We start from the raw sequence: 19,108 nt of genomic DNA, 5'->3' as shown, positions 1-19,108 counted from the left end.
GCATGATCCGCAACGCAGCCGGCTCGCTCATGGCCCTGATCGGGGCGATCGCCGCCGTCTGGAGCACTTTCCGTGCCTGGTACGACGGCCGTCCCGGACGGGACTACCGCCTCGAGGAGCTCTTCGCCGGCTCTGGCATCACCGACGACGGGGCCGCGCCGTTCGGCTCGCTGCTGCTGCCCTACCTGTGCGCGGCGGTGCTCGCGCTGCTGGCGGTCGTACGGCGCTCGCGGCCGCTGATGGCGGTCGCCGGGGTCGTCGTCCTCGGTTTCGCGGTGCTCTGGATGGTGCGGCAGGGCCAGGCGGCCGGGGGCCTGTCGGTCGGCGTCGAGGGCACCGGCCTCGGCGACGGGGTGGCCAACGCCTTCGGCGCGGGCGCCCTGCTCCTGCTCGCCGCGGCGGTCATGCGCGGCCGCCCTCGCCGCCGCCGCCGCGAACTGCCGCGCGATACGACGGCCCCGGAGCCGAGGGAGCCCTGAGACGGCGGCGGCCCCGCACCCCCGGAGCGGGGAGGCGGGGCCGACCGGCACGGGGGTCGATCAGGCGGCGTCGACGACGCCGGAGGCGGCGATCTCGATCTTGCCGCGGGTGGCGCCCGAGGGGGTGCCCAGCTTCTCGATGGCGTCGACCACTTCCTTGCCCTCGACGACCTCGCCGAAGACGACGTGCTTGCCGTCGAGCCACGGGGTGACGACGGTGGTGATGAAGAACTGCGAGCCGTTGGTGTTGCGGCCGGCGTTCGCCATCGACAGCAGGTACGGGCGGTCGTGCTTCAGGTCGAAGTTCTCGTCCTCGAACTTCGCGCCGTAGATGCTCTTGCCACCGGTGCCGTTGTGGTTGGTGAAGTCACCGCCCTGGAGCATGAACTGCGGGATGACGCGGTGGAAGCCGGAGCCGGCGTAGCCGAAGCCGTGCTGGCCGGTGGCCAGCTCGCGGAAGTTCTGGGCGGTCCTCGGGACGACCTTGTCGAAGAGGCTGAAGACGATGCGGCCGGCGGGGGCGCCGTCGATGTTGATGTCGAAGTAAACGTTGCTCATGGGTCCCATCCTGTCACTCCCGGTGCGGAACGCGACCCGAGGGTCCGCCGACGGCCCCTCGTGGCGCACCGCCGCGCCGCTGGGGCGACGTACGGACATATGCCATCGGCGTGTCGTCCCGGCGGGGGCGGCCGCGGGCCCGCCGGGCCGTCCCCGGCGCGGCCGCGCGCCCCCGCGCCGGCAGGGCCGGGGGCTGGGCCGCGTCAGGCGCCCGTGCGGGTGCCCGTGCCCTTGGCGGCGTCCAGGGCGTAGACGCAGCGGTCCTTGCTGCATGCGTAGACCACGCCCGCCTCCGCCACGGGGGCGCCGGTGATCTCGCCGCCCGTGGCCAGCTTCCAGCGGAGCTGGCCGCCCGCCGCGTCCAGGGTGTAGAGGCAGTGGTCGGCGGAGCCGAAGTGGACCCGGCCGTCCGCGACCACCGGGGGGCCGGTGATCTCGCCGCCCGCCGCGAACCGCCACTTCGGAGTGCCGGTGACCGCGTCCAGCGTGTACAGGGCGCTGCCCGCGCCCAGGTGGACGCTGCCGTTCGCCACCAGGACCGGGTCCACCGCCGGGCGCGGCTCGGTGGCGATGCGCCAGCGGTCCTTGCCGGTGGCCGCGTCCAGGGCGTACACGGTGCCCAGGTAGTCGGCGAGGTAGACGCCGCCGCCCGTGACCGCCGGTCCGGGCGCGAACGCGGGCGGGGCCAGGAAGACCGCGGGGGCCTCGAAGTGCCAGCGGACCCGGCCCGAGGCGCGGTCGACGGACAGCACGCGGGTGCCGGCCGCGACGTAGACGTTGCCGTCGGGGGCGGCGGTGACGCGGACCGGGACGTTGCCGCAGGAGGCGGCGTCGCCGACCGGGTACGACCAGGCCTCCTGGCCGGAGCGGGCGTCCAGCGCGCGCAGCCGGGCGTCCTGCCACACGTAGACGGTGCCCTCGTGGAGGACGGGGGCCGCCTCGGGGGTCTCGAAGTCGGACTGGGCGCCGCTCAGCTCCCACAGCTTCTGGCCGTTGGACGCCTCCCAGCCCTGGACGCCGCCGCCGCGCGTGGCGGTGATGACGGTGCCCCGCTCGGCGCGCAGCGCGTACACCCAGGCGTCGGCGTTCACCCGCCACCGCTCGGAGCCGTCCTTGGCGTCGAGGGCGAAGAGGGACGGGCCGTCGGAGGCGTGGATGCGGCCGTCGGCGACGGCCATGGACCAGGCGACGTCCCGGGTCTTGAACTGGCGCCGGCCGCTGCCGACGTCCAGGGCGTGCACCTCGAAGGAGGTCACGTACAGCAGGTCGCCCGCGACGGTCGGGGTGCCCCAGACCTCGTTGGACATGCGGAAGCGCCACGGCCGCCAGCGGCCGCTGTCCGGGGACGGTCCGGGAGCCGGCACGGACGGGGTGGCCGGCGGGGCCGCGGCGGACGCGGAGACGCCGGCCGGCGGGCGCACCCAGCCCGTCGCCGAGTCCGCGGCGGCGTGCCCCGCCGGGGCGGAGGCCGTCGCGCGCGGACCGGGCCCGATCGGCACCGGCGAACCGCCGAGCAGCACCGGCATGCCGGGCATCGAGGACACCGGCACCGGGGCGGGCCCGGGCACCGGGGGCGGGGTCAGCGGCGGCCGGTCCGGGCGCGGCGGCGCGGCCTGCCCGGTACGCGGGTCCGCCCACGGTTCGGCGGCGCCGCGCGGGGGCCGGCGGTGCGTGGGGCCGGCGGGCGGCGCCGGGGAGGCCACGGGGGGCGGGGTGGTCCCCGTACGGTTGCCCGCGCGGCGGGCCTCGATCATCGCGACGGCCCGCTCGGGCAGCCACGCGGAGGCCGTCCCGCTGTCGTCGCCGCCGTCGAACAGGTGCGGGGCGAGCTGCGCCTGGAGGTCGGCGGGGGTCGGGCGCCGCGTGGCGTCCATCTGCATGCAGGAGTCGATCAGCGGCCGCAGCTCGTCCGGCAGCCCCTCCAGGTTGGGGCCCTCGCGCAGCAGCATGAACACCGTCTCGACCGGGTTCGCCCCGTGGTACGGCGGGTGCCCGGTCGCGGCGAAGACGAGGGTCGAGCCGAGCGAGAAGACGTCGCTGGCGCCCTTGACGCCGCGCGAGTCCTTCGCCTGCTCGGGCGACATGTAGGCCGGGGTGCCGACGGCGACGTTCGTCATCGTCAGCCGGGTGTTGGACACCCCGCTCGCGATGCCGAAGTCGATGACGCGGGGGCCGTCCTCGACGACGAGCACGTTGGACGGCTTCAGGTCGCGGTGGACCAGCCCCGCGCCGTGGATGGACTGCAGGGCCTCGGCGATGCCGGCCGCGAGCCACCGTACGGCCCGGGCGGGCATGGGCCCGCACTCGTTGACGATCTCCTCCAGCGAGGGCGCCGGGACGTACGCGGTCGCCAGCCACGGCACGGCCGCCCGGGGGTCGGCGTCGACGACGGCCGCCGTGTAGAAGCCGGAGACGGCGCGCGCCGCCTCCACCTCCCTGGTGAACCGCACCCGGAACAGCTGGTCCTCGGCGAGCTCCGTCCGCACCGTTTTGATCGCCACCCGGCGCCCGGACGCCGACCGTGCGAGGTAGACCAGCCCCATGCCGCCGGCACCGAGCCGTCCCAGCACCTCGAAGGGGCCGATCCGTCTCGGGTCGTGCTGCGTCAGCTGCTCCACCACTCGCCTCCACTACCTCCCCGTACGGGCCCCTGCCGGACCCGCTTCCACCCGCGCGCGCCTGACAGCGGCCCGCGCACGGGTACGACCCGATTCTGTCAGGCCCGCGCCTGGTCCGGCCCCGGCTCCGGGTGCGCGTTCGCGCGCGGCTCCGACAGGAGCGCGAAGACGGCCCCTTGATTGTCCGCGACGACCGCGATGCGCCCGTACGGCGTGTCGAACGGATCGGCGGTGACGCGCCCGCCGATCCGCTGCACGGTGGCGACGGCGCGGTCGCAGTCGGGGACGGCGAAGTAGACGAGGAAGTGCGCCGGCATGATCTCCGGGAAGGCGTCGGTGATCAGGCTGCGCCCGAGGACGGCGGTGTCGGGGCCGGGCGCGCTGCCGGGCGGGGACCAGAGGCGGTACTCGACGCCGGTCCCGGAGTCGTCCTGGTCCTGCGGGACGTAGCCGAAGACGTTGGCGTAGAAGACGTCGACGGCGTCGCGGGCGCGCGTGTAGACCTCCGCCCAGCAGTACGTGTTCGGTTCGTCCTGGGCGTCGAAGCCGTGGTGGGTGCCGGGCTGCCAGAGGCCGAAGACGGCCCCGCCGGGGTCGGCGGCCATCGCGGCGGTGCCGTAGGGGCCGACGGGCTGCGGGTCCATCACCATCTGGCCGCCGGCGGCGCGGATGCGGGCCGCGCAGGCGTAGGCGTCGGAGGTGTACAGGTAGACGCCCCAGACGGTGGGCATGCGGCCGTCCGGCTTGGGGGCGAGGGCGGCGACGTTGCGGCCGCGGCTGTAGGCCTGGGTGTAGTGGCCGTACTCGGCGCCGGCGCTGCCGGCGAAGGTCCACCCGAAGAGCTCGCCGTAGAAGCGCTTGCCCGCCTCGACGTCCGGGAGCGAGGCGTCGACCCAGCAGGGCGAGCCTTCCGCGAATGCGGCTGCGGCCATGGGGCGGGTTCCTTCCGTCGTACGGGGCGTGCGGGTGGGGCGGGGGCGGGCGTCGGGTCGGTCGGCGTGCGGTTCGGGCGGTCTCCGGGCGGGTCGGGTCGATTGGAGCGTGGTTGTCCGGACAGAGGATGTTTCATCCCTTCTTGGCCATGGTCCGCCCGAAAACTTGTCCACAGCCTGTTGATAAGACTATTCGGGGGATAACACCCGGTACGGAAAGGGTCCCCCGGGTGCCGCGGCCCCGCCCCGGGCTTCGCGGGCGGTGCGGCCGGAATCCGCCCCCCACTGCCGCGCACGGGCGGCTCCCGGGCTGGTCGGCGGCCTCGTAACCCCATTTGCAGGCGGCCGAATAGCGCGCCGATCCCCCCTCGGTAAGCTGACGGCATGACAGGACAAGTACGCACCGTCGACGGGCGTGTCGCCGGCCGGCGCGGCCAGGCGACGCGGCAGAAGCTGCTCGACTGCCTCAGCGAGATGCTCAGCTCCTCGCCGTACCGCGACGTCAAGGTGATCGACGTCGCGCGCAAGGCCGGCACCTCCCCCGCGACCTTCTACCAGTACTTCCCGGACGTCGAGGGTGCCGTCCTGGAGATCGCCGAGCACATGGCCACGGAGGGCGCGCAGTTGACGGCGCTCGTCGAGGGCCGCAACTGGGTCGGCAAGGCCGGCTGGGCCGCCGCCGAGGAACTCGTCGAGGGATTCCTGGAGTTCTGGCGGCGCAACGACGCGATCCTGCGGGTCGTCGACCTCGGCGCCGCCGAGGGCGACAAGCGGTTCTACAAGATCCGCATGAAGATCCTGAACTCCGTCACCAACTCCCTCACGGAGTCGATGAAGGAGCTCCAGGCCAAGGGCAAGGTCGACAAGGACCTCAGCCCGGCGGCGATGGCGGGCTCGCTCGTCGCGATGCTGGCCGCGGTCGCCTCGCACCAGAAGGGCTTCCAGACCTGGGGCGTCAAGCAGGCCGAGCTCAAGCCGAACCTCGCCCTGCTCGTCCACCTGGGCATCACCGGTAAGAAGCCGACCAGGTGACGGCGGACCCCCTGGAGGGTCCGCCGCCCGGTTTCCCCCGCCACCGCGCGGCCACGTCGGGGCGCTCTGCCGGGCGGCCCGTGATCAGCGCCGCTCCAGGCGGAACAGTCTGATCTCGCGCTCGATGCGCGCCTGGTACGTCGCGTACGGCGGCCAGAACCTCAGCACCTCCTGCCACGCCGCCGCCCGCTCGGCCCCCTCCAGCAGCCGGGCCCGTACGGCGATGTCCCGCCCCTGCCAGCTCACGTCCGCGTCGGGGTGCTTGAGCAGGTTCCCGGTCCAGGCCGGGTGGCCGGGACGGCCGAAGTTGGAGCCGATCAGCAGCCAGCTCACGCCTCCGTCCTCCGGCATGCACGCGAGCGGTGTGGTGCGCGGCTCACCCGTCCTCGCACCCTTGGCGGTGAGCACCACCCCCGGCAGCATCCGGGCGCTGAGCAGCACCTTTCCCCGGGTCAGCCGGTGCACGGCCTTGTCCAGGGCGGGGATGAAGCGGGGCGCGATCCTGGCGAAGAGGAGGGTCGAGGAGACCTTCTGCATCAGCTTGACGCCGAGAGCCATCAGACGGCCGCCCTCTCCGGGGTCACGGACGGTTCGAAGAGGCCCGCGTGGTGCGCGGCGTGCGCGCGGAGGCGGTGCACGGGACCGAAGAGCAGCTCGTCGGCGGCCGCCCGCTTGAAGTAGAGGTGGGCGTCGTGCTCCCAGGTGAAGCCGATGCCCCCGTGCAGCTGGATCGCCTCGCCGGCGGCGGTGCGCAGCGCCTCCAGCGCCTGCGCGAGGGCGAGGCCGCCCTGGTCCTGGTCCCAGGCGGCGTAGTAGGCGGCCGAGCGCGCCGCCTGGACCTGTACGTAGAGGTCGGCGAGGCGGTGTTTGACCGCCTGGAAGGAGCCGACGGCCCGGCCGAACTGCTCGCGCCGGCGCACGTACTCCACGGTCCGCGCCAGCGCCCGGTCGGCCGCCCCGACCGCCTCGGCGGCGAGGACGGCGGCCGCCCCCCGGCCGACGGCGGCCAGGGCGGGGAGCACACCGGCGCCGGTCTCGGCGCCCAACGACTCCGCCGGCACGTCCCGGAGTTGGACGCGGCCCTGCGGGCGGGTCTCGTCGAGGGCGGTCTGCCGGTCCCGTACGAGGCCGGGCGCGTCCTCCCGTACGAGGAACAGCAGGATCCGGCTCCGGGCGAAGCCGCCGGTGTGCGCGGCGACGACGAGCAGACCGGCGCTGTGCCCGTCGAGCACCTGCGGCACCTCCCCGTACAGCCGCCAGCCGTCCTCGGCGCGGCGCGCCTGGACCCCGCCGGCGCGGCCCCCGCCCGCCCAGTCGCCCGGGGTGTTGTCGCCGGTCAGGGCGAGGGCGGCGGCCAGGACGGGGCCGGGCACGGCGAGGGCGGCCGTCAGCTCCCCGGCGGCCAGCGGCGGCAGCAGGGCAGAGCGCTGCCCGGGGGTGCCGAGGGCGGCGACCAGCGGGACGGCGAGGACGGCGGTGGCCAGCAGCGGCGAGGGCAGCAGCGCCCGCCCGGTCTCCTCACAGGCCAGCGCGAGGTCGCCCGGGGGGCAGCCGACGCCGCCGTACTCCTCGGCGACGGCGAGGCCGGGCAGTCCGAGCCGGCGGGAGAGCTCATGCCACAGCTCGCGGTCGTGCCCCGCGGCGGTCCGGACGGCGGCTTTGACCTCGTCCGGCCCGCAGCGCTTGCCCAGGACCTCGCGCAGGGTACGGCGCATCTCGTCCTGCTCCGCGGTGAAGGCGGCATCCATCGTCGGGCTCCTCCCCGTATCTGACGGGGCGTCATGTTAGGGCGGCGGGGGCGAGAAGCCCAGGGGGCGGAGCGGGGGGCTTGCGGGGGGCCGCCGGGAGGGAGGGGCGGGGACCGACGCCCTGAGGGGCGGCCCGGGGGGCCGGGGGCGGCTCGGGGGGCGGCCCGGAGGGCCAGCCCGGCCCCGGGTTCCACACCCCGGCCCGCACCCCCGGCCGGGGCGCCCCCGGTCTAGCACCTGACGATCCGTCAGATGTACTGTCCCTCCATGCCTGGACCCCTGTCTGCACCCGTGCCCCCCTCCCCGTCCCGCCGCCGGGTCGCGGTGGTCGGCGTCGCCCTCTCCGACTGCGGCCGGGTGGACGGCCCGACCCCCTACGCCCTGCACGCGCAGGCCGCCCGCCGCGCCCTCGCCGACTCCGGCCTCGACCGCTCCGTCATCGACGGCTTCGCCTCGGCGGGGCTCGGCGTCCTCGCCCCGGCCGAGGTGGCCGAGTACCTCGGGCTGCGGCCCACCTGGGTCGACTCGACCTCCGTCGGCGGCTCCACGTGGGAGGTCATGGCGGCCCACGCCGCCGACGCCATCGCCGCCGGCCACGCCAACGCCGTCCTGCTGGTCTACGGCTCCACGGCCCGCGCCGACATCAAGGCCCGCCGCCGCACCTCGAACCTGTCGTTCGGGGCGCGGGGGCCGCTGCAGTTCGAGGTGCCGTACGGACACACACTGGTCGCCAAGTACGCGATGGCCGCACGGCGGCACATGCACGAGTACGGGACGACGCTGGAGCAGCTGGCATCGGTGGCCGTCCAGGCCCGCGCGAACGCGGCGACGAACCCCGACGCGATGTTCCGGGACCCCATCACGGTGGAGGACGTCCTGACGTCCGAACCGATCGCGGACCCCTTCACCAAGCTCCACTGCTGCATCCGCTCGGACGGCGGCTGCGCGGTGCTGCTGGCGGCGGAGGACTACGTCCCCGACACCGCCAAGGCCCCGGTCTGGATCCTGGGCACGGGCACGTCCGTCTCCCACACCACCATGTCGCAGTGGGAGGACTTCACCGTCTCCCCGGCGGCCGTCTCGGGCCGCCGGGCCTTCGCCGACGCGGGCCTCACCCCGGCGGACGTGGACCTCGCGGAGATCTACGACGCCTTCACGTACATGACCCTGGTGACGCTGGAGGACCTCGGCTTCTGCGCCAAGGGCGAAGGCGGAGCCTTCGTCGACAAGGGCCGCCTGCTCCGCGACGGCGAACTCCCGGTCAACACCGACGGCGGCGGCCTCTCCGCCTGCCACCCGGGCATGCGCGGCCTCTTCCTCCTGGTCGAAGCGGTCCGCCAACTCCGCGGCGAAGCGGGCCGGGGCCAGGTCACCAAGCCCGGCGGCCGCCTCCCGGAGGTGGCCCTGGCGTCGGGCACGGGAGGCTGGTTCTGCTCATCGGCAACGGTGCTCCTGGGCCGGGGGTAGCTGCCGCCCGCACCACCCCGGCCGGCATCACAGCCGGTTTGGGGGTTTCCCGTCAGTCCCATCGTCCTTCCGGTTCGTGCCGGCCTGTCAAGGGCGCTCCTTCGTCGCGTCACTGCGTGATCGCCTTCGGCGACCCTTGACAGGCCGTCCCGCCCCGGAAAGCCGAAAGACTGCCGGGAAGCCCCCAAAAGAACGGCACGGTCGATGGGGAGGGGACGGGCGTCTCAGCGATGAGGCGGGCTGCCGGGCATCCGGGCCCCCAAAGTCCCTCGGCGGACCGCCCCCGCGCGTCAGATCGCTACGCGCTCCTGTCGGCATAGCGTCCGGCGACCGTCCGTGGCCGCTACCCGCACCAGATGACGATCAGGGCGGCATCCGGGACCGGTGGGCGCGTCAGATCGCTACGCGCTCCTCTCGGCTTAGCGTCCGACGACCGTCCTGGGCCGATACCCGCACCAGAGGTGGATGAGGGCAACGAGGGAAGCGGACAGGCGCGTCAGATCGCTACGCGCTCCTGCCCGGGAGGCGTCTGCGGCCCGTCTGGGGTGAGACGATCCACCAGCGAGGCCGATTGCTCCATTCATCCGCCTTTGGTGGGCGTGGGGGAGGCGTGAAGGCCATCTGTCGGAGTCTGCCGTTGAAGAAGGCATCCCCAGGCTCCGGCAGGCGGTCGAGAGGCCAGCGAAAGGCCCGAGAGACGTCCCGGACTGCCCGTTTCGACGCCTCGAAGCCCCCTCGGTTCCGGTCCGACGCATCTCAGCCCCAGACGGCCATCAGCCGCCTCGAAATGAGAAGCGCGTAGCGATCTGACGCGCCCACCGGTCCCGGACGCTGCTCTGATCGTCATCTGGTGCGGGTAGCGGCCACGGACGGTCGCCGGACGCTATGCCGAGAGAAGCGCGTAGCGATCTGATGCGCGGGGGTGGCCCGTTGAGGGTTTATGGCGGCCCGGATGCCCGGCAGGGCGTGGCCCGACCCCTCGCCTCATCGCTGAGGGAGCCGCTCCTCCCATCCCTGCCCCGTGACCGTTCCTTTGGGGGCTTCCCGGCAGTCCTTGTCTTTCCGGGGCGGGACGGGCTGTCAAGGGTGGCCGAAGGCCATCGCGTAGCGACGCGACGAAGGAGCGCCCTTGACAGGCCGGCACGAACCGGAAGGACGATGGGACTGACGGGAAACCCCCAAACCAGCCCTGAGACCGCCCAACAGCACCCCGCCCCCGGCTCCCGCCGCCAACCCACACCCCCCGCCCCGCCCCCCGCGCCCCCGCCCCGCCCCCGGGGCGCTCGCGCCCCTTGGGGGCGTGCTCGGTGCGCCCCCGCGCGCGGCCGGCGCGCCTTTCGCGCGCCGGGTCGGAGGGTGTCTTGTTATGGCTCCTGCGGTCGTCCCTCGTGCATCATTGACGCGGGTAGCTCTTCCCCCGAGTTTTCATCTGCGACCGAAATCCTTCTGCTTCAACCCACATTCTGGCTGCGGAGGTTCGCGATGGCGGTACGGACGCGCGTCCACCTCGTGCTGGTGCACGGTCTGTTCTCCTCCGCCAAGGTGTGGGCGGCCTTCCACGCACTTCTCGTCACCGATCCCGAGCTGGCCGACTGGGTCAGCGTCCACCGCTTCGGGTACGACTCCCCGCTCGTCCGTCTGCGGCCCGACCGCCGGGTCGCGGAGACCGACGACGTCGCCGACCAGCTCGGCACCTTCCTCGAGACCGAACTGGCCGAGGCCGAGCGGATCGTGCTCGTCACCCACAGCCAGGGCGGGCTGATCGTCCAGCGGTTCCTCGCGCGGAAGCTGTGGAACGGCGAGGGCAAGGAGCTGGCCCGCATCAAGCACTTCACGATGTTCGCCTGCCCCAACACCGGGTCCGGCTTCTTCCTCACCGTCCGCAAGTGGCTCAAGCTCTGGAACAACCCGCAGGAGCAGCAGCTGCGCCCCTTCGACCGGGCGGTGACGGAGGCGCAGCGCACCGTCCTCAGTGCCGTCGTCCACGGCCGGACGTACACGGACCAGGAGTGCCCCATACCGGTGCGCGCCTACGGGGGTTCCGCGGACGAGATCGTGCCGCCCGTCGTCGCGCGCGGGGTGTTCCCCAAGGGCGGAGTGGTCACCGCCGACCACTTCTCGATCGTGCAGCCCGCCGACCGCACCGCCGCCCCGTACATGGCGGTCCGCGCCGCCCTGCTCGAGGCGGCCCACGATCCGGTGGAGGCGGCCGGGCCGGTCGTGCCCCGCTCCCCCGCCGAAGCGGCCGGGCGGCCCTCGCTGCCGCCGCCCGCCGCCGGGGAGCTGGACCTGGCGCCCTTCCCGCCGCCTCCGTACGGGCCGTTGGAGGAGGGCAAGCTGAAGGGACAGGAGCGGCTGAGCCTGGTCGGCTCGCTGCTGAAGGAGGAGGCCCGCCAGCAGGTGCACGTCCTGTCGGGCCTGGGCGGGTCGGGCAAGAGCCGGCTGGCGCTGGAGGTCGCCGACCGGGCGCAGCGCGCCGGGCACCGGGTCTGGTGGGTGTCGATGCCGGAGCTGAGCCTGCGCATGCGGATGATCGCCCGGGACCTGGGGGCGCCGTCGATCACGGTGGAGCGGGCCTGGCTGCTGGGGACCGCCATGGACCTGGTGTGGACGCTGCTCAACGCGTGCCCGGACCCCTGGCTGCTGATCTTCGACAACGCCGACGACCCCGAGCGGCTCGGCCCGCGCGACGGCCAGGTCGCGGACGGCGGCGGCTGGCTGCGCCGCCCGCAGAACGTGAACGGCACGGTACTGGTCACCAGCCGGGTGCGCCGTCAGCAGACCTGGGGGGAGCACAGCGTCATCCACCAGGTGGTGCCGCTCGGCGAGGACGACGGGGCGTCGATGCTGCTGGAGCGGACCGGCGGTCTGGGCGGCACGAACGAGCAGGCGCGGCAGCTGTCGCGGCAGCTGGGCGGGCTGCCGCTGGCGCTGCGGCACGCCGCCGACGTCATCAGGGCGGTCAGCGAGAGCCAGATCTCCCTGGACAGCGACGTCCGGGACTTCGAGACCTTCGGCCGGACGGTCGCCGCGCGGGTGGAGACCGCCCCGGGCCAGGGGGGCCCGGACCTGAGCGAGCTGCTGGGCCGGGAGATCGTGGAGAAGGTCTGCGGGATCGCCATGGACCTGCTGAGCCGGCAGGAGCGGGCGCAGGCGGCGACCCTGCTGAAGGTGTTCGCCTGCCTGAGCATCGCCCCGATCCCGTACCGCTGCCTGCTCATCGATCCGGTGCTCTCCCAGTCCCCCCTGTTCCCCGGGATCACCCCGGCGCGCACCTACGCGGCCCTCGCGGGCCTGGAGGAGTTCGGGCTGGTGGACTTCTACGAGCGCGAGGGCGTCGCCGAGCGCGACCTGGCGCACGTACTGACCCTGCACCCCGTCGTGCACGGGGTGCTGCGCGAGGACCGGGAGGTACGGGACCGGCCGGCGGACTACTACGGGCTGGCGGTGCGGACGGTGCTCCAGGCCGCCCACCTGCGCAATCCCGACCATCCGGCGAACTGGCCGCTGTGGGCGGCGCTCGCCCCGCACGCGCTGGAGGTGTCCCGGGCCTGTCTGCTGGGGGACCTGAAGCTGTCGGACCGCACGGTGCGCACGGAGGCGCTGGAGCTGGCCCGGCTGACCGCCCGCTACCTGATCGCGACGGGGATGCTGGGGCCCGCGTACGACCTGGTGCTGCCGATGGTGGAGCGCTGCTCCTCCTTCGGCTTCGACGTCGACGACCGGGAGATCCTGGGGCTGCGGCACGAGCAGGGCCGCATCCACCTGGACCGGGAGCAGCTGCGGGAGGCCGAGCAGGTGCTGGCGCTGGTGGTGCGGGCGCGTACCCGGATCCTGGGCAGGGACCACGCCGACACCCTGGCCAGCCGGCACAAGCTGGCCCGTGCGATCAACGAGCAGGAGGGGCGGGAGGCGGAGGCCGAGGAGATGCTCCGTTCGATCGTGGAGGCGGAGAACGAGGTGCGCGGCCGGGAGCACTACGACACGCTCGTGGTGCGCCACACGCTGGCCCGGACGATGCTGGCGCTGGGCCGGCACGCGGAGGCGGAGGCGGAGGCCTGGCAGATCCTGGACATCAGCCGGCGCAACCACTGGCCGCCGTCGACGCCGGAGATCCTGCGGGTGCGGGAGACGCTGACGCACGCGCTGCTGCGCCAGGGCCGGGCGCCGGAGGCGGAGCAGGTGATCCGGGAGGCGCTGCGGGACGCGGCCCAGCCGCCGGATTCGAACTTGGTGATGCGTTTCCGGTACACCTTCGTGCTGGTGCTTCTGGGGGTGGTGGGGCGTACGCCCGAAGCGGTGAACGAGTTGAAGGCGCTCGTGCGCGACCTCACCCGGGTGGTGGGTCCGGAGCACCCGTTGTTGGTGCAGGCCAGGGCTCTGCTGGAGAAGCTGCTGCGGGAGATGCCGGGCTGAAACCTAGTGCTTTTCATACCAGTTGGGCGGAACTCCGTCGGCCGGTGCGGGCTTGCGCGTAACCTGACGTTGCCTCACCCTGTGTGACGCGTCCCACACCGAAAAGCGCGGAGGTCCGCCGATGACTGCTGTCCCCACCGATACGAACGACGACCAGTCCCTCAGATGGGGTGCTCCGGGGAGTGACCTGGAGCAGATGCAGGCGGAGGTCGGCCGACGGATCGCGATGGAAGCGCTGGAGGCCGGACGGCAGGCACTGGAGCTCGACGCGAAGACCGCGTTCCGCGCGACCAGCGGGGCGCATCCCGGATAGGTGCCATTGTTTTCTGTTGTCTTTCCGACGCCGGGGGGCGATCGAATGACGTCAGGGCAATCCACTCAGAGCGCGTTACCGAACCCATCGCACGATCCGTTCTTCCGCGCCGTGACCGCACCGGCGTTCACCCACGAGCTGCTCGCCGGGCTGGCCGCCGGGCGGTACGCGGCGGTCCGGGTCCCCTCCTTCCTGCCGCGCGAGCGGTGCGACGAGGTGCTCGGCGCGCTGCGGCAGCAGGTGTTCGACTCGTACGGGAAGGCCCGCGTCGATCCGCCGGTGATGCGGTTCGGGGTGGGTGTCAGCGACCACATGGCGGACGGAGGCGTCGCCGACTCCTACTGGAAGGCGCTTCAGGGGCACCACGAGGCCTGGCAGGGCCTGGGCCTTTCGTTCGATCCGTTCCGCACCTGCCGGGAGGCGCTCGCCGCGGCCTGGCCGGGCGGGGTGGCGGTGGGCCGCCGGGGCGGCGTGGAGATGGGCGACGGGGTGGCCCGGGAGCCGAACCAGGGCTTCCAGGTCCATTTCGACGACGCGCTGCGCGAGTACGACGGGGACCTGCTCGACGTACCGCTGATCGGGCAGTTCGCGTTCAACCTGTACCTCAGCGTGCCGCCCGAGGGTGGTGAGACGGTGCTGTGGAGGCACCGCTGGCGGCCCGAGGACGAGGCGCACCGGCTGTCGGCCCGGTACGGGTTCGACGAGGCGGTGGTGGCGGGTGCCGAGTCCATCGAGCTGGCTCCGCGGGTCGGTGAGGCGCTGCTGATCGATCCGCGGTTCTTCCACGCGGTCCGGCCGAGCCGCGGGGACCGCAGGATCGCACTGGGGTTCGCGGTGGGGATCGGTACGTCCGGCCAGCTGCTCACCTGGGCCTGACCGGCCCGCCGCGGGGCGGGCACGGCCCTGGTCGGCGTCAATGTCCGTGTGTGGTAGGGGTTTTGACGGCCGCGTGACGGGCCCGCTACGTTCGGGTGATGGACCTCTTGCGTTACGTGGCCTTCAGCACCGACCCGCTGGGCGGGAACCCGGCGGGTGTGGTGCTGGACGCCACCGGCATCGACGAGGAGACGATGGCCGCCGTCGCGGCGGACGTCGGCTACTCGGAGACCGCCTTCGCCGTACCCCGCCAGGACGGGGCGCTGGACATCCGCTACTTCAGCCCGCAGACCGAGGTGCCCTTCTGCGGGCACGCCACCATCGCGACCGCCGTGGCCTACGCCCAGCGGCACGGCGTCGGGGACCTGCTGCTGCACACGCAGGCGGGCCCGGTCCCGGTGACCACCTCGGCCGGCCCGGACGGCGGCGTCGTGGCGACCCTGGTGAGCGTGGCGCCGCGTACGGAGGCCATCTCCGACGCCGATCTGGCGGAGCTGCTGGCCGCGCTGCGCTGGTCCGCCGACGAGCTCGACGCGGCGCTGCCGCCGCGCGCCGCGTACGCCGGGGCCTGGCACCCGGTGATCGCGGCGGCGAGCCGGGCCCGGCTGGCCGACCTGGACTACGACATGCCCGCCCTCGGCGACCTGATGGCGCGCCGCGGCTGGGCCACGGTCGCCCTGGTGCACCGCGAGTCGGCGGACGTCTTCCACGCCCGCAACCCCTTCCCGCCCGGCGGGGTGGTCGAGGACCCGGCGACCGGTGCGGCCGCCGCCGCCCTCGGCGGGTACCTGCGGAGCCTGGGCCTGGTCGAGCCGCCCGCGCTGCTGACCGTCCACCAGGGCGTCGACATGGGCCGGCCGAGCCTGATCACGGTGGGCGTACCGGCGGACCCGGCGGCGGGCATCGAGGTGACGGGCACGGCGGTCCCGATCACCTGACCCGGGCGGCGCGGCCGGGCGCCTGCCCCGGGGGCCCCGCAGCTCGGACTGTGGGGCCCGATCGGCTGCCCCGGCCCGGCGGGCCACAGGTGACCTGGCCGGCCCCGGCGTCCGGGCCGGGCCCCGGCCCGGTCGCCGGGTGGCTTCTAGGCCCCGTCGGAGACCTCGAGGAGGACCTCGATCTCCACCGGGGCGTCGAGCGGCAGGATGTCCATCCCGACGGCGCTGCGCGCGTGCCGCCCCGCCTCGCCGAACACCTCCACCAGCAGCTCGCTCGCCCCGTCGACCACTCCCGCCTGCCGGGTGAACCCGGGCGCGGAGGACACGTACCCAACCACCTTCACCACCCGCACCACGGCCTCCAGCGGGGCCACCGAGTCCGCGGCGGCCAGTGCCGCCAGCGCGCACTGGCGGCTCAGCTCCCTGGCCCGCTCCGGTGACACCTCCGCGCCGACCCTGCCCGTCTGGGTCAGTTCCCCGCCGCTGAGCGGGATCTGTCCTGCGACGAAGACGTGGATGCCGCTGCGCACGGCGGGTACGTAGGCCCCCTTGGGGGCGCTCACCTCCGGCAGCCGTAATCCGAGCTCGGCTAGCCTTTCGCGGACGTCAACGCTCATGGCACCCCCTGGTGACCTCGACCTGACCTCGTCGGCTCACCCCATCGTCCCACCGCCCGGGGCCCGTTGGGGCGGCCTCCGCCCTTGTGGTCCCGGACCGGGCGCCGATCTGCTAGGTCCTGTCGCCAAAGTAGCGCCGGTCAGGTCCGCGGCGTCCGGTGCCGTGCATCGCAAGGCGGAGGGGCGCCCGAGTACTGGACGTACTTGGGCGCCCCGACAACGCGGCGAGGTGCGGTGCCGGGGGCCGCGGGCCAGGCGGGATTTTGACGACAGGGCCTAGCGGCCGGGCGGGTTCGCCCAGGTCCAGCCCAGCAGGCCGGGGTGGGCGAGGGTGCCGGCGAAGGCCGCGTGCGCCGCCTCCTCGGTGGTCCCGGGCGGCGGGGTCAGCCGCAGGGACACCGTCCCGCCGGGGAAGTCGGGCGCGTAGCCCCAGCCCGGTGGCAGTAACGAGATCAGCCGCACGGCCGCCAGCTCCGGCGCCGATCCCTCGGGGCCGCGTCCGTCGGGGGCGACGACGAAGTGGTACGTCGTGGTACGCATCGGAGCCTCCTGGCAGGTCATCGGCGGCCCGGCGCGAGGAACGGCAGGCCCTGGCCAGCATCGCCCAGCGCGGCCTCCACCGCGAGGAGAACACCGGCCGAACCCGTCGCCAAGTCGGCGGACAGGCGCAGCGTGTGGTCGCCGAAGAAGGCCAGGTGGCCGTCGCAGCGCACCGCGTGCCAGCCCAGGGTGTCCAGGTGGCGCCGGACGGCCCGGTCGGTGGCGGCGGAGCCGTCGTGCAGGTGGCGCAGGGCGAGCAGGGCCCCGGCCCGGCCGTGGAAGAGCCCGGCGTTGAGCATGAAGGACGGGCCGGCCTGCGCGCGCAGCGCGTCCCTCGCCCGGGTGAACTCCGGCTCGGGCAGCCGGCGTTCCACCTCGTGGAGCACCATGGCGAGGCCGGCGCCGCCGAAGGCCAGGAACGGCACCTTCCAGGCGGCGTCCTCGGAGCCGGCCGGGTCGCTGTCCTCGGACCAGCCCGCCTCCGCGAGGTCGTGGCGCATCAACTCGCCCGCCACGTGCAGGTACTTGGGTTCGCCGGTGGCTTCGTGCAGCCGGAGCATCAGCAGCGCCCCGCCCGACGCGCCGTGCAGCAGACCGGGCCGGGGGCGGCCCGGGCCCCCGCCCGGCCCCTGGTCGGCGATGAGCGCGGCGATCCGGGCGGCCTCGTCGGTGTTCCCGAAGTGCAGCTGGGTCAGGCCGATCCCGGCGAGGCCCCCGAAGAGGCCGTGGTCGACGTCCTCCAGAGGTGCGCGGGAGACCCGGTCCAGGACGGCGGCGGCCTCGTCGGCGCGGCCGAGCCGGTCCAGGGCGTAGGCGATGCCGCTCAGCCCGTCGTAGAAGCCCGGGCCCATGCCGGCGGTGCGGGCGGTGGCGTTCGTCAGCCAGGCCACGTGCTCGTCGGCGGGGGCGAAGCCCAGCTCGGCGAGGGTCCACAGCACTCCGGCCGCGCCGTAGGCGAAGGTGGCGCCGCCGCCGGGCACGGAGAACTGCTCGACGTCGCCGGGGAAGAGCCGGTCCTCGCGCTGCGGGGTGGCGCTGGCGAGCAGGTCCTCGGCGAGGGTGGTCCGCAGCGCGGGCCAGCCGGCGGGCGTGGGCGCGGTCCACAGGGGGGCGGGGCCGGTACCGGGCAGCTGCCCGGGGTGCGGGTCGGGTCCGAGGTCGGCCATGACCTGCCCGGCGAAGCCGTCGGGTACCGGGAAGTGCTCGGTGACCAGGCCGATCAGCTGGTCCACCTTGGCCGGGGACCAGGTGGCCATGACCGTCAGCGGCAGGAACACGCCGATGCGGATGCAGCCGAGGGCGTACCGGTCGACGGCGGTGCCCTTGTAGCCGGCGGGCGCGCGGAATCCGGGGGCGCCGATGGCCTGGGCGGATTCCACCTCGGCGGGGGTGGCGGTCTCCAGGTCGATGAAGGAGACGGTGTCGTCGGGCCGGACCAGGATGTTGTTGGGGTGCAGGTCGCCGAAGACGACGCCCTTGGCGTGCATGGCCTCGACACCCCGCTCCACCTGGTCGACGATCCTCAGCGCCCAGTCCGCGTACGCGGCGTACGCGCCTTCGGTGCGGTCGTCGTTGACGAGCGGGTTGCGGCTGAGGAGCTCCCGGGCGAGCGGCTTGCCGTCGACGTACTCGCGGGCCAGGAACCAGTGCTCGTTGCCCTTGCGGTAGTCCACGACCGGCGGGATGCAGTCCAGTCCGGCGAGCCTGTCCAGCGCCCAGTGCTCGCGCTCCAGCCGGGCCACGGCGTCGGCGCCCTCCTCGTCGAGGCCGGCGAGGGGGCGGGCCTCCTTCAGCAGGACGCGGCCGCCGTCGCGGATGTCGGTGGCCTCGTAGACGCCGCCGCCATTGGAGAAGTGCAGGGCCTTCGTCGCGCGGAACGGGAAGTCCTGGAGGGTGGCCGCGTTGCGGGCGGCGAGCGCCTCGCCGAGGAAGGCGGGCAGTTCCACCCAGGACGGGGGCCGGAAGGACGGGCCGCGCACGTCGGGTACAAGGCGGCCCTCCGGGTCCTCGATGCAGTGCACCAGCTCGCCCGTCTCGGAGCGGCCCAGGCGGGAGACGAAGCCTCCGTAGCGCACGTACAGCGGGCCGGAGCGCCAGCGCAGGTCGCTGAGGATGGTGGGGCCGCTCTCGCCGTCGAGGAGGTCGCCGAGGCCGTGCAGGATCCGCTCCAGCTGCGCCTCGTCGACCGGGTAGACGGTGAAGAACTTGCCGCTGCTGCCGCGGTCCCCGTACTTGCTGTTGCGCATCTTGAGGATGCCGGCGCTGCGGATGAACTTGAAGGTGACCCGCTCGGCGACGCAGAAGTCCCAGACCAGGCCGAGGACGCGGTCGGCGTTCTCGAGGGTGGCCGACACGTGGATCTTCCAGCCCTGGGCGGGCAGCCGGGTGCCGGGCGGGGTCATCAGCAGCCAGTGCGTGTTGTCGGTGCGGGTCCAGCCCTCCGGGAGGGGGCCGGTCACCGCCGGGAAGGCACTGGCGTCGGCGTCGGCGGTGGCCGGTACGTCGTAGAACGGATTGCCGGGCTGGCAGTAGTTCATGTAGCGAAGATCCATGGTGCTCTCCGTTCGTGACGGG

The 19,108-nt window shown here is 73.9% G+C and carries 15 protein-coding genes; 7 read left to right on the top strand and 8 right to left on the bottom strand.

All coding sequences use genetic code 11. The annotated features are described in order from the left end of the window. Positions 1–2: 2 nt before the first annotated feature. A complete protein-coding gene (locus ACFY7H_RS27430) occupies positions 3–479 on the top strand; it encodes a hypothetical protein (RefSeq protein WP_388943071.1) in 477 nt (158 codons plus the stop codon). Between the two features lie 60 nt (positions 480–539). Here the strand turns inward: ACFY7H_RS27430 and ACFY7H_RS27425 are convergent, their stop codons facing one another. From ACFY7H_RS27425 to ACFY7H_RS27415, 3 genes are all read right to left on the bottom strand, one after another. Next, entirely contained in the window at positions 540–1,037 is a 498-nt protein-coding gene (locus ACFY7H_RS27425; RefSeq protein WP_388943068.1) for a peptidylprolyl isomerase, read from the bottom strand. Between the two features lie 203 nt (positions 1,038–1,240). Then, positions 1,241–3,658: a PQQ-binding-like beta-propeller repeat protein gene (locus tag ACFY7H_RS27420; RefSeq protein ID WP_388943066.1), complete on the bottom strand. Its 2,418-nt coding sequence runs from the start codon at positions 3,656–3,658 to the stop codon at positions 1,241–1,243. Between the two features lie 95 nt (positions 3,659–3,753). Beyond that, a complete protein-coding gene (locus tag ACFY7H_RS27415; RefSeq protein WP_388943063.1) occupies positions 3,754–4,587 on the bottom strand; it encodes a VOC family protein in 834 nt (277 codons plus the stop codon). A gap of 384 nt (positions 4,588–4,971) precedes the next feature. Here ACFY7H_RS27415 and ACFY7H_RS27410 point away from each other — a divergent pair, with 384 nt between their 5' ends. Further along, the gene (locus ACFY7H_RS27410; RefSeq protein WP_388943060.1) at positions 4,972–5,619 is read left to right on the top strand and encodes a TetR family transcriptional regulator; all 648 of its coding nucleotides are present in this window, start codon (positions 4,972–4,974) and stop codon (positions 5,617–5,619) included. 84 nt (positions 5,620–5,703) lie between these two features. Here ACFY7H_RS27410 and ACFY7H_RS27405 read toward each other — a convergent pair whose 3' ends face one another. Further along, a complete protein-coding gene (locus tag ACFY7H_RS27405) occupies positions 5,704–6,177 on the bottom strand; it encodes a nitroreductase family deazaflavin-dependent oxidoreductase (RefSeq protein WP_388943057.1) in 474 nt (157 codons plus the stop codon). Continuing rightward, positions 6,177–7,367 carry an acyl-CoA dehydrogenase family protein gene (locus ACFY7H_RS27400; protein ID WP_388943054.1) on the bottom strand — a complete coding sequence of 397 codons (1,191 nt, stop codon included), beginning with the start codon at positions 7,365–7,367 and terminating at the stop codon, positions 6,177–6,179. The genes ACFY7H_RS27405 and ACFY7H_RS27400 overlap by 1 nt, the downstream gene beginning before the upstream one ends. A 267-nt stretch (positions 7,368–7,634) precedes the next feature. Between ACFY7H_RS27400 and ACFY7H_RS27395 the strand changes: the two genes are divergently transcribed. The 5 genes from ACFY7H_RS27395 to ACFY7H_RS27375 all read left to right on the top strand — a co-directional run bounded on the left by ACFY7H_RS27395 (position 7,635) and on the right by ACFY7H_RS27375 (position 15,377). Continuing rightward, positions 7,635–8,834, top strand: coding sequence for an acetyl-CoA acetyltransferase (locus ACFY7H_RS27395; RefSeq protein WP_388943051.1), 1,200 nt, complete (start codon positions 7,635–7,637; stop codon positions 8,832–8,834). A gap of 1,482 nt (positions 8,835–10,316) precedes the next feature. Beyond that, positions 10,317–13,250 (top strand): alpha/beta fold hydrolase, encoded by a 2,934-nt coding sequence (locus ACFY7H_RS27390; protein ID WP_388943049.1) that lies wholly within the window; start codon positions 10,317–10,319, stop codon positions 13,248–13,250. Positions 13,251–13,371: 121 nt separating this feature from the next. Beyond that, positions 13,372–13,563, top strand: coding sequence for a hypothetical protein (locus ACFY7H_RS27385; RefSeq protein ID WP_388943047.1), 192 nt, complete (start codon positions 13,372–13,374; stop codon positions 13,561–13,563). Between the two features lie 111 nt (positions 13,564–13,674). Further along, positions 13,675–14,439, top strand: a complete 765-nt coding sequence (locus tag ACFY7H_RS27380) for a proline hydroxylase (RefSeq protein ID WP_388943044.1) — start codon at positions 13,675–13,677, stop codon at positions 14,437–14,439. A 98-nt stretch (positions 14,440–14,537) separates the two neighbouring features. Next, a complete protein-coding gene (locus tag ACFY7H_RS27375) occupies positions 14,538–15,377 on the top strand; it encodes a PhzF family phenazine biosynthesis protein (protein ID WP_388943041.1) in 840 nt (279 codons plus the stop codon). A gap of 146 nt (positions 15,378–15,523) precedes the next feature. Here the strand turns inward: ACFY7H_RS27375 and ACFY7H_RS27370 are convergent, their stop codons facing one another. The 3 genes from ACFY7H_RS27370 to lanKC all read right to left on the bottom strand — a co-directional run bounded on the left by ACFY7H_RS27370 (position 15,524) and on the right by lanKC (position 19,086). Then, entirely contained in the window at positions 15,524–15,994 is a 471-nt protein-coding gene (locus tag ACFY7H_RS27370; protein ID WP_388943037.1) for a RidA family protein, read from the bottom strand. A gap of 276 nt (positions 15,995–16,270) precedes the next feature. Beyond that, the gene (locus ACFY7H_RS27365; protein WP_388943035.1) at positions 16,271–16,534 is read right to left on the bottom strand and encodes a hypothetical protein; all 264 of its coding nucleotides are present in this window, start codon (positions 16,532–16,534) and stop codon (positions 16,271–16,273) included. Positions 16,535–16,551: 17 nt separating this feature from the next. Beyond that, positions 16,552–19,086 (bottom strand): class III lanthionine synthetase LanKC, encoded by a 2,535-nt coding sequence (gene lanKC, locus ACFY7H_RS27360; protein WP_388943032.1) that lies wholly within the window; start codon positions 19,084–19,086, stop codon positions 16,552–16,554. Between the last annotated feature and the right edge of the window lie 22 nt (positions 19,087–19,108).

The organism is Streptomyces sp. NPDC012794 (genome assembly GCF_042901085.1).
Taxonomy (GTDB): Bacteria; Actinomycetota; Actinomycetes; order Streptomycetales; family Streptomycetaceae; genus Streptomyces.
Note: the sequence above shows the minus strand (reverse complement) of the source record. Positions and strands in the feature narration are given on the sequence as shown.

What these genes read in the sequence shown, in the direction of transcription:
- ACFY7H_RS27430 (WP_388943071.1), top strand. Translation starts at nt 3, where the DNA reads ATGATCCGCAACGCAGCCGGCTCGCTCATGGCCCTGATCGGGGCGATC.
- ACFY7H_RS27425 (WP_388943068.1), bottom strand. Translation starts at nt 1,037, where the DNA reads ATGAGCAACGTTTACTTCGACATCAACATCGACGGCGCCCCCGCCGGC.
- ACFY7H_RS27415 (WP_388943063.1), bottom strand. Translation starts at nt 4,587, where the DNA reads ATGGCCGCAGCCGCATTCGCGGAAGGCTCGCCCTGCTGGGTCGACGCC.
- ACFY7H_RS27410 (WP_388943060.1), top strand. Translation starts at nt 4,972, where the DNA reads ATGACAGGACAAGTACGCACCGTCGACGGGCGTGTCGCCGGCCGGCGC.
- ACFY7H_RS27405 (WP_388943057.1), bottom strand. Translation starts at nt 6,177, where the DNA reads ATGGCTCTCGGCGTCAAGCTGATGCAGAAGGTCTCCTCGACCCTCCTC.
- ACFY7H_RS27400 (WP_388943054.1), bottom strand. Translation starts at nt 7,367, where the DNA reads ATGGATGCCGCCTTCACCGCGGAGCAGGACGAGATGCGCCGTACCCTG.
- ACFY7H_RS27395 (WP_388943051.1), top strand. Translation starts at nt 7,635, where the DNA reads ATGCCTGGACCCCTGTCTGCACCCGTGCCCCCCTCCCCGTCCCGCCGC.
- ACFY7H_RS27390 (WP_388943049.1), top strand. Translation starts at nt 10,317, where the DNA reads ATGGCGGTACGGACGCGCGTCCACCTCGTGCTGGTGCACGGTCTGTTC.
- ACFY7H_RS27385 (WP_388943047.1), top strand. Translation starts at nt 13,372, where the DNA reads ATGACTGCTGTCCCCACCGATACGAACGACGACCAGTCCCTCAGATGG.
- ACFY7H_RS27375 (WP_388943041.1), top strand. Translation starts at nt 14,538, where the DNA reads ATGGACCTCTTGCGTTACGTGGCCTTCAGCACCGACCCGCTGGGCGGG.
- ACFY7H_RS27370 (WP_388943037.1), bottom strand. Translation starts at nt 15,994, where the DNA reads ATGAGCGTTGACGTCCGCGAAAGGCTAGCCGAGCTCGGATTACGGCTG.
- ACFY7H_RS27365 (WP_388943035.1), bottom strand. Translation starts at nt 16,534, where the DNA reads ATGCGTACCACGACGTACCACTTCGTCGTCGCCCCCGACGGACGCGGC.
- lanKC (WP_388943032.1), bottom strand. Translation starts at nt 19,086, where the DNA reads ATGGATCTTCGCTACATGAACTACTGCCAGCCCGGCAATCCGTTCTAC.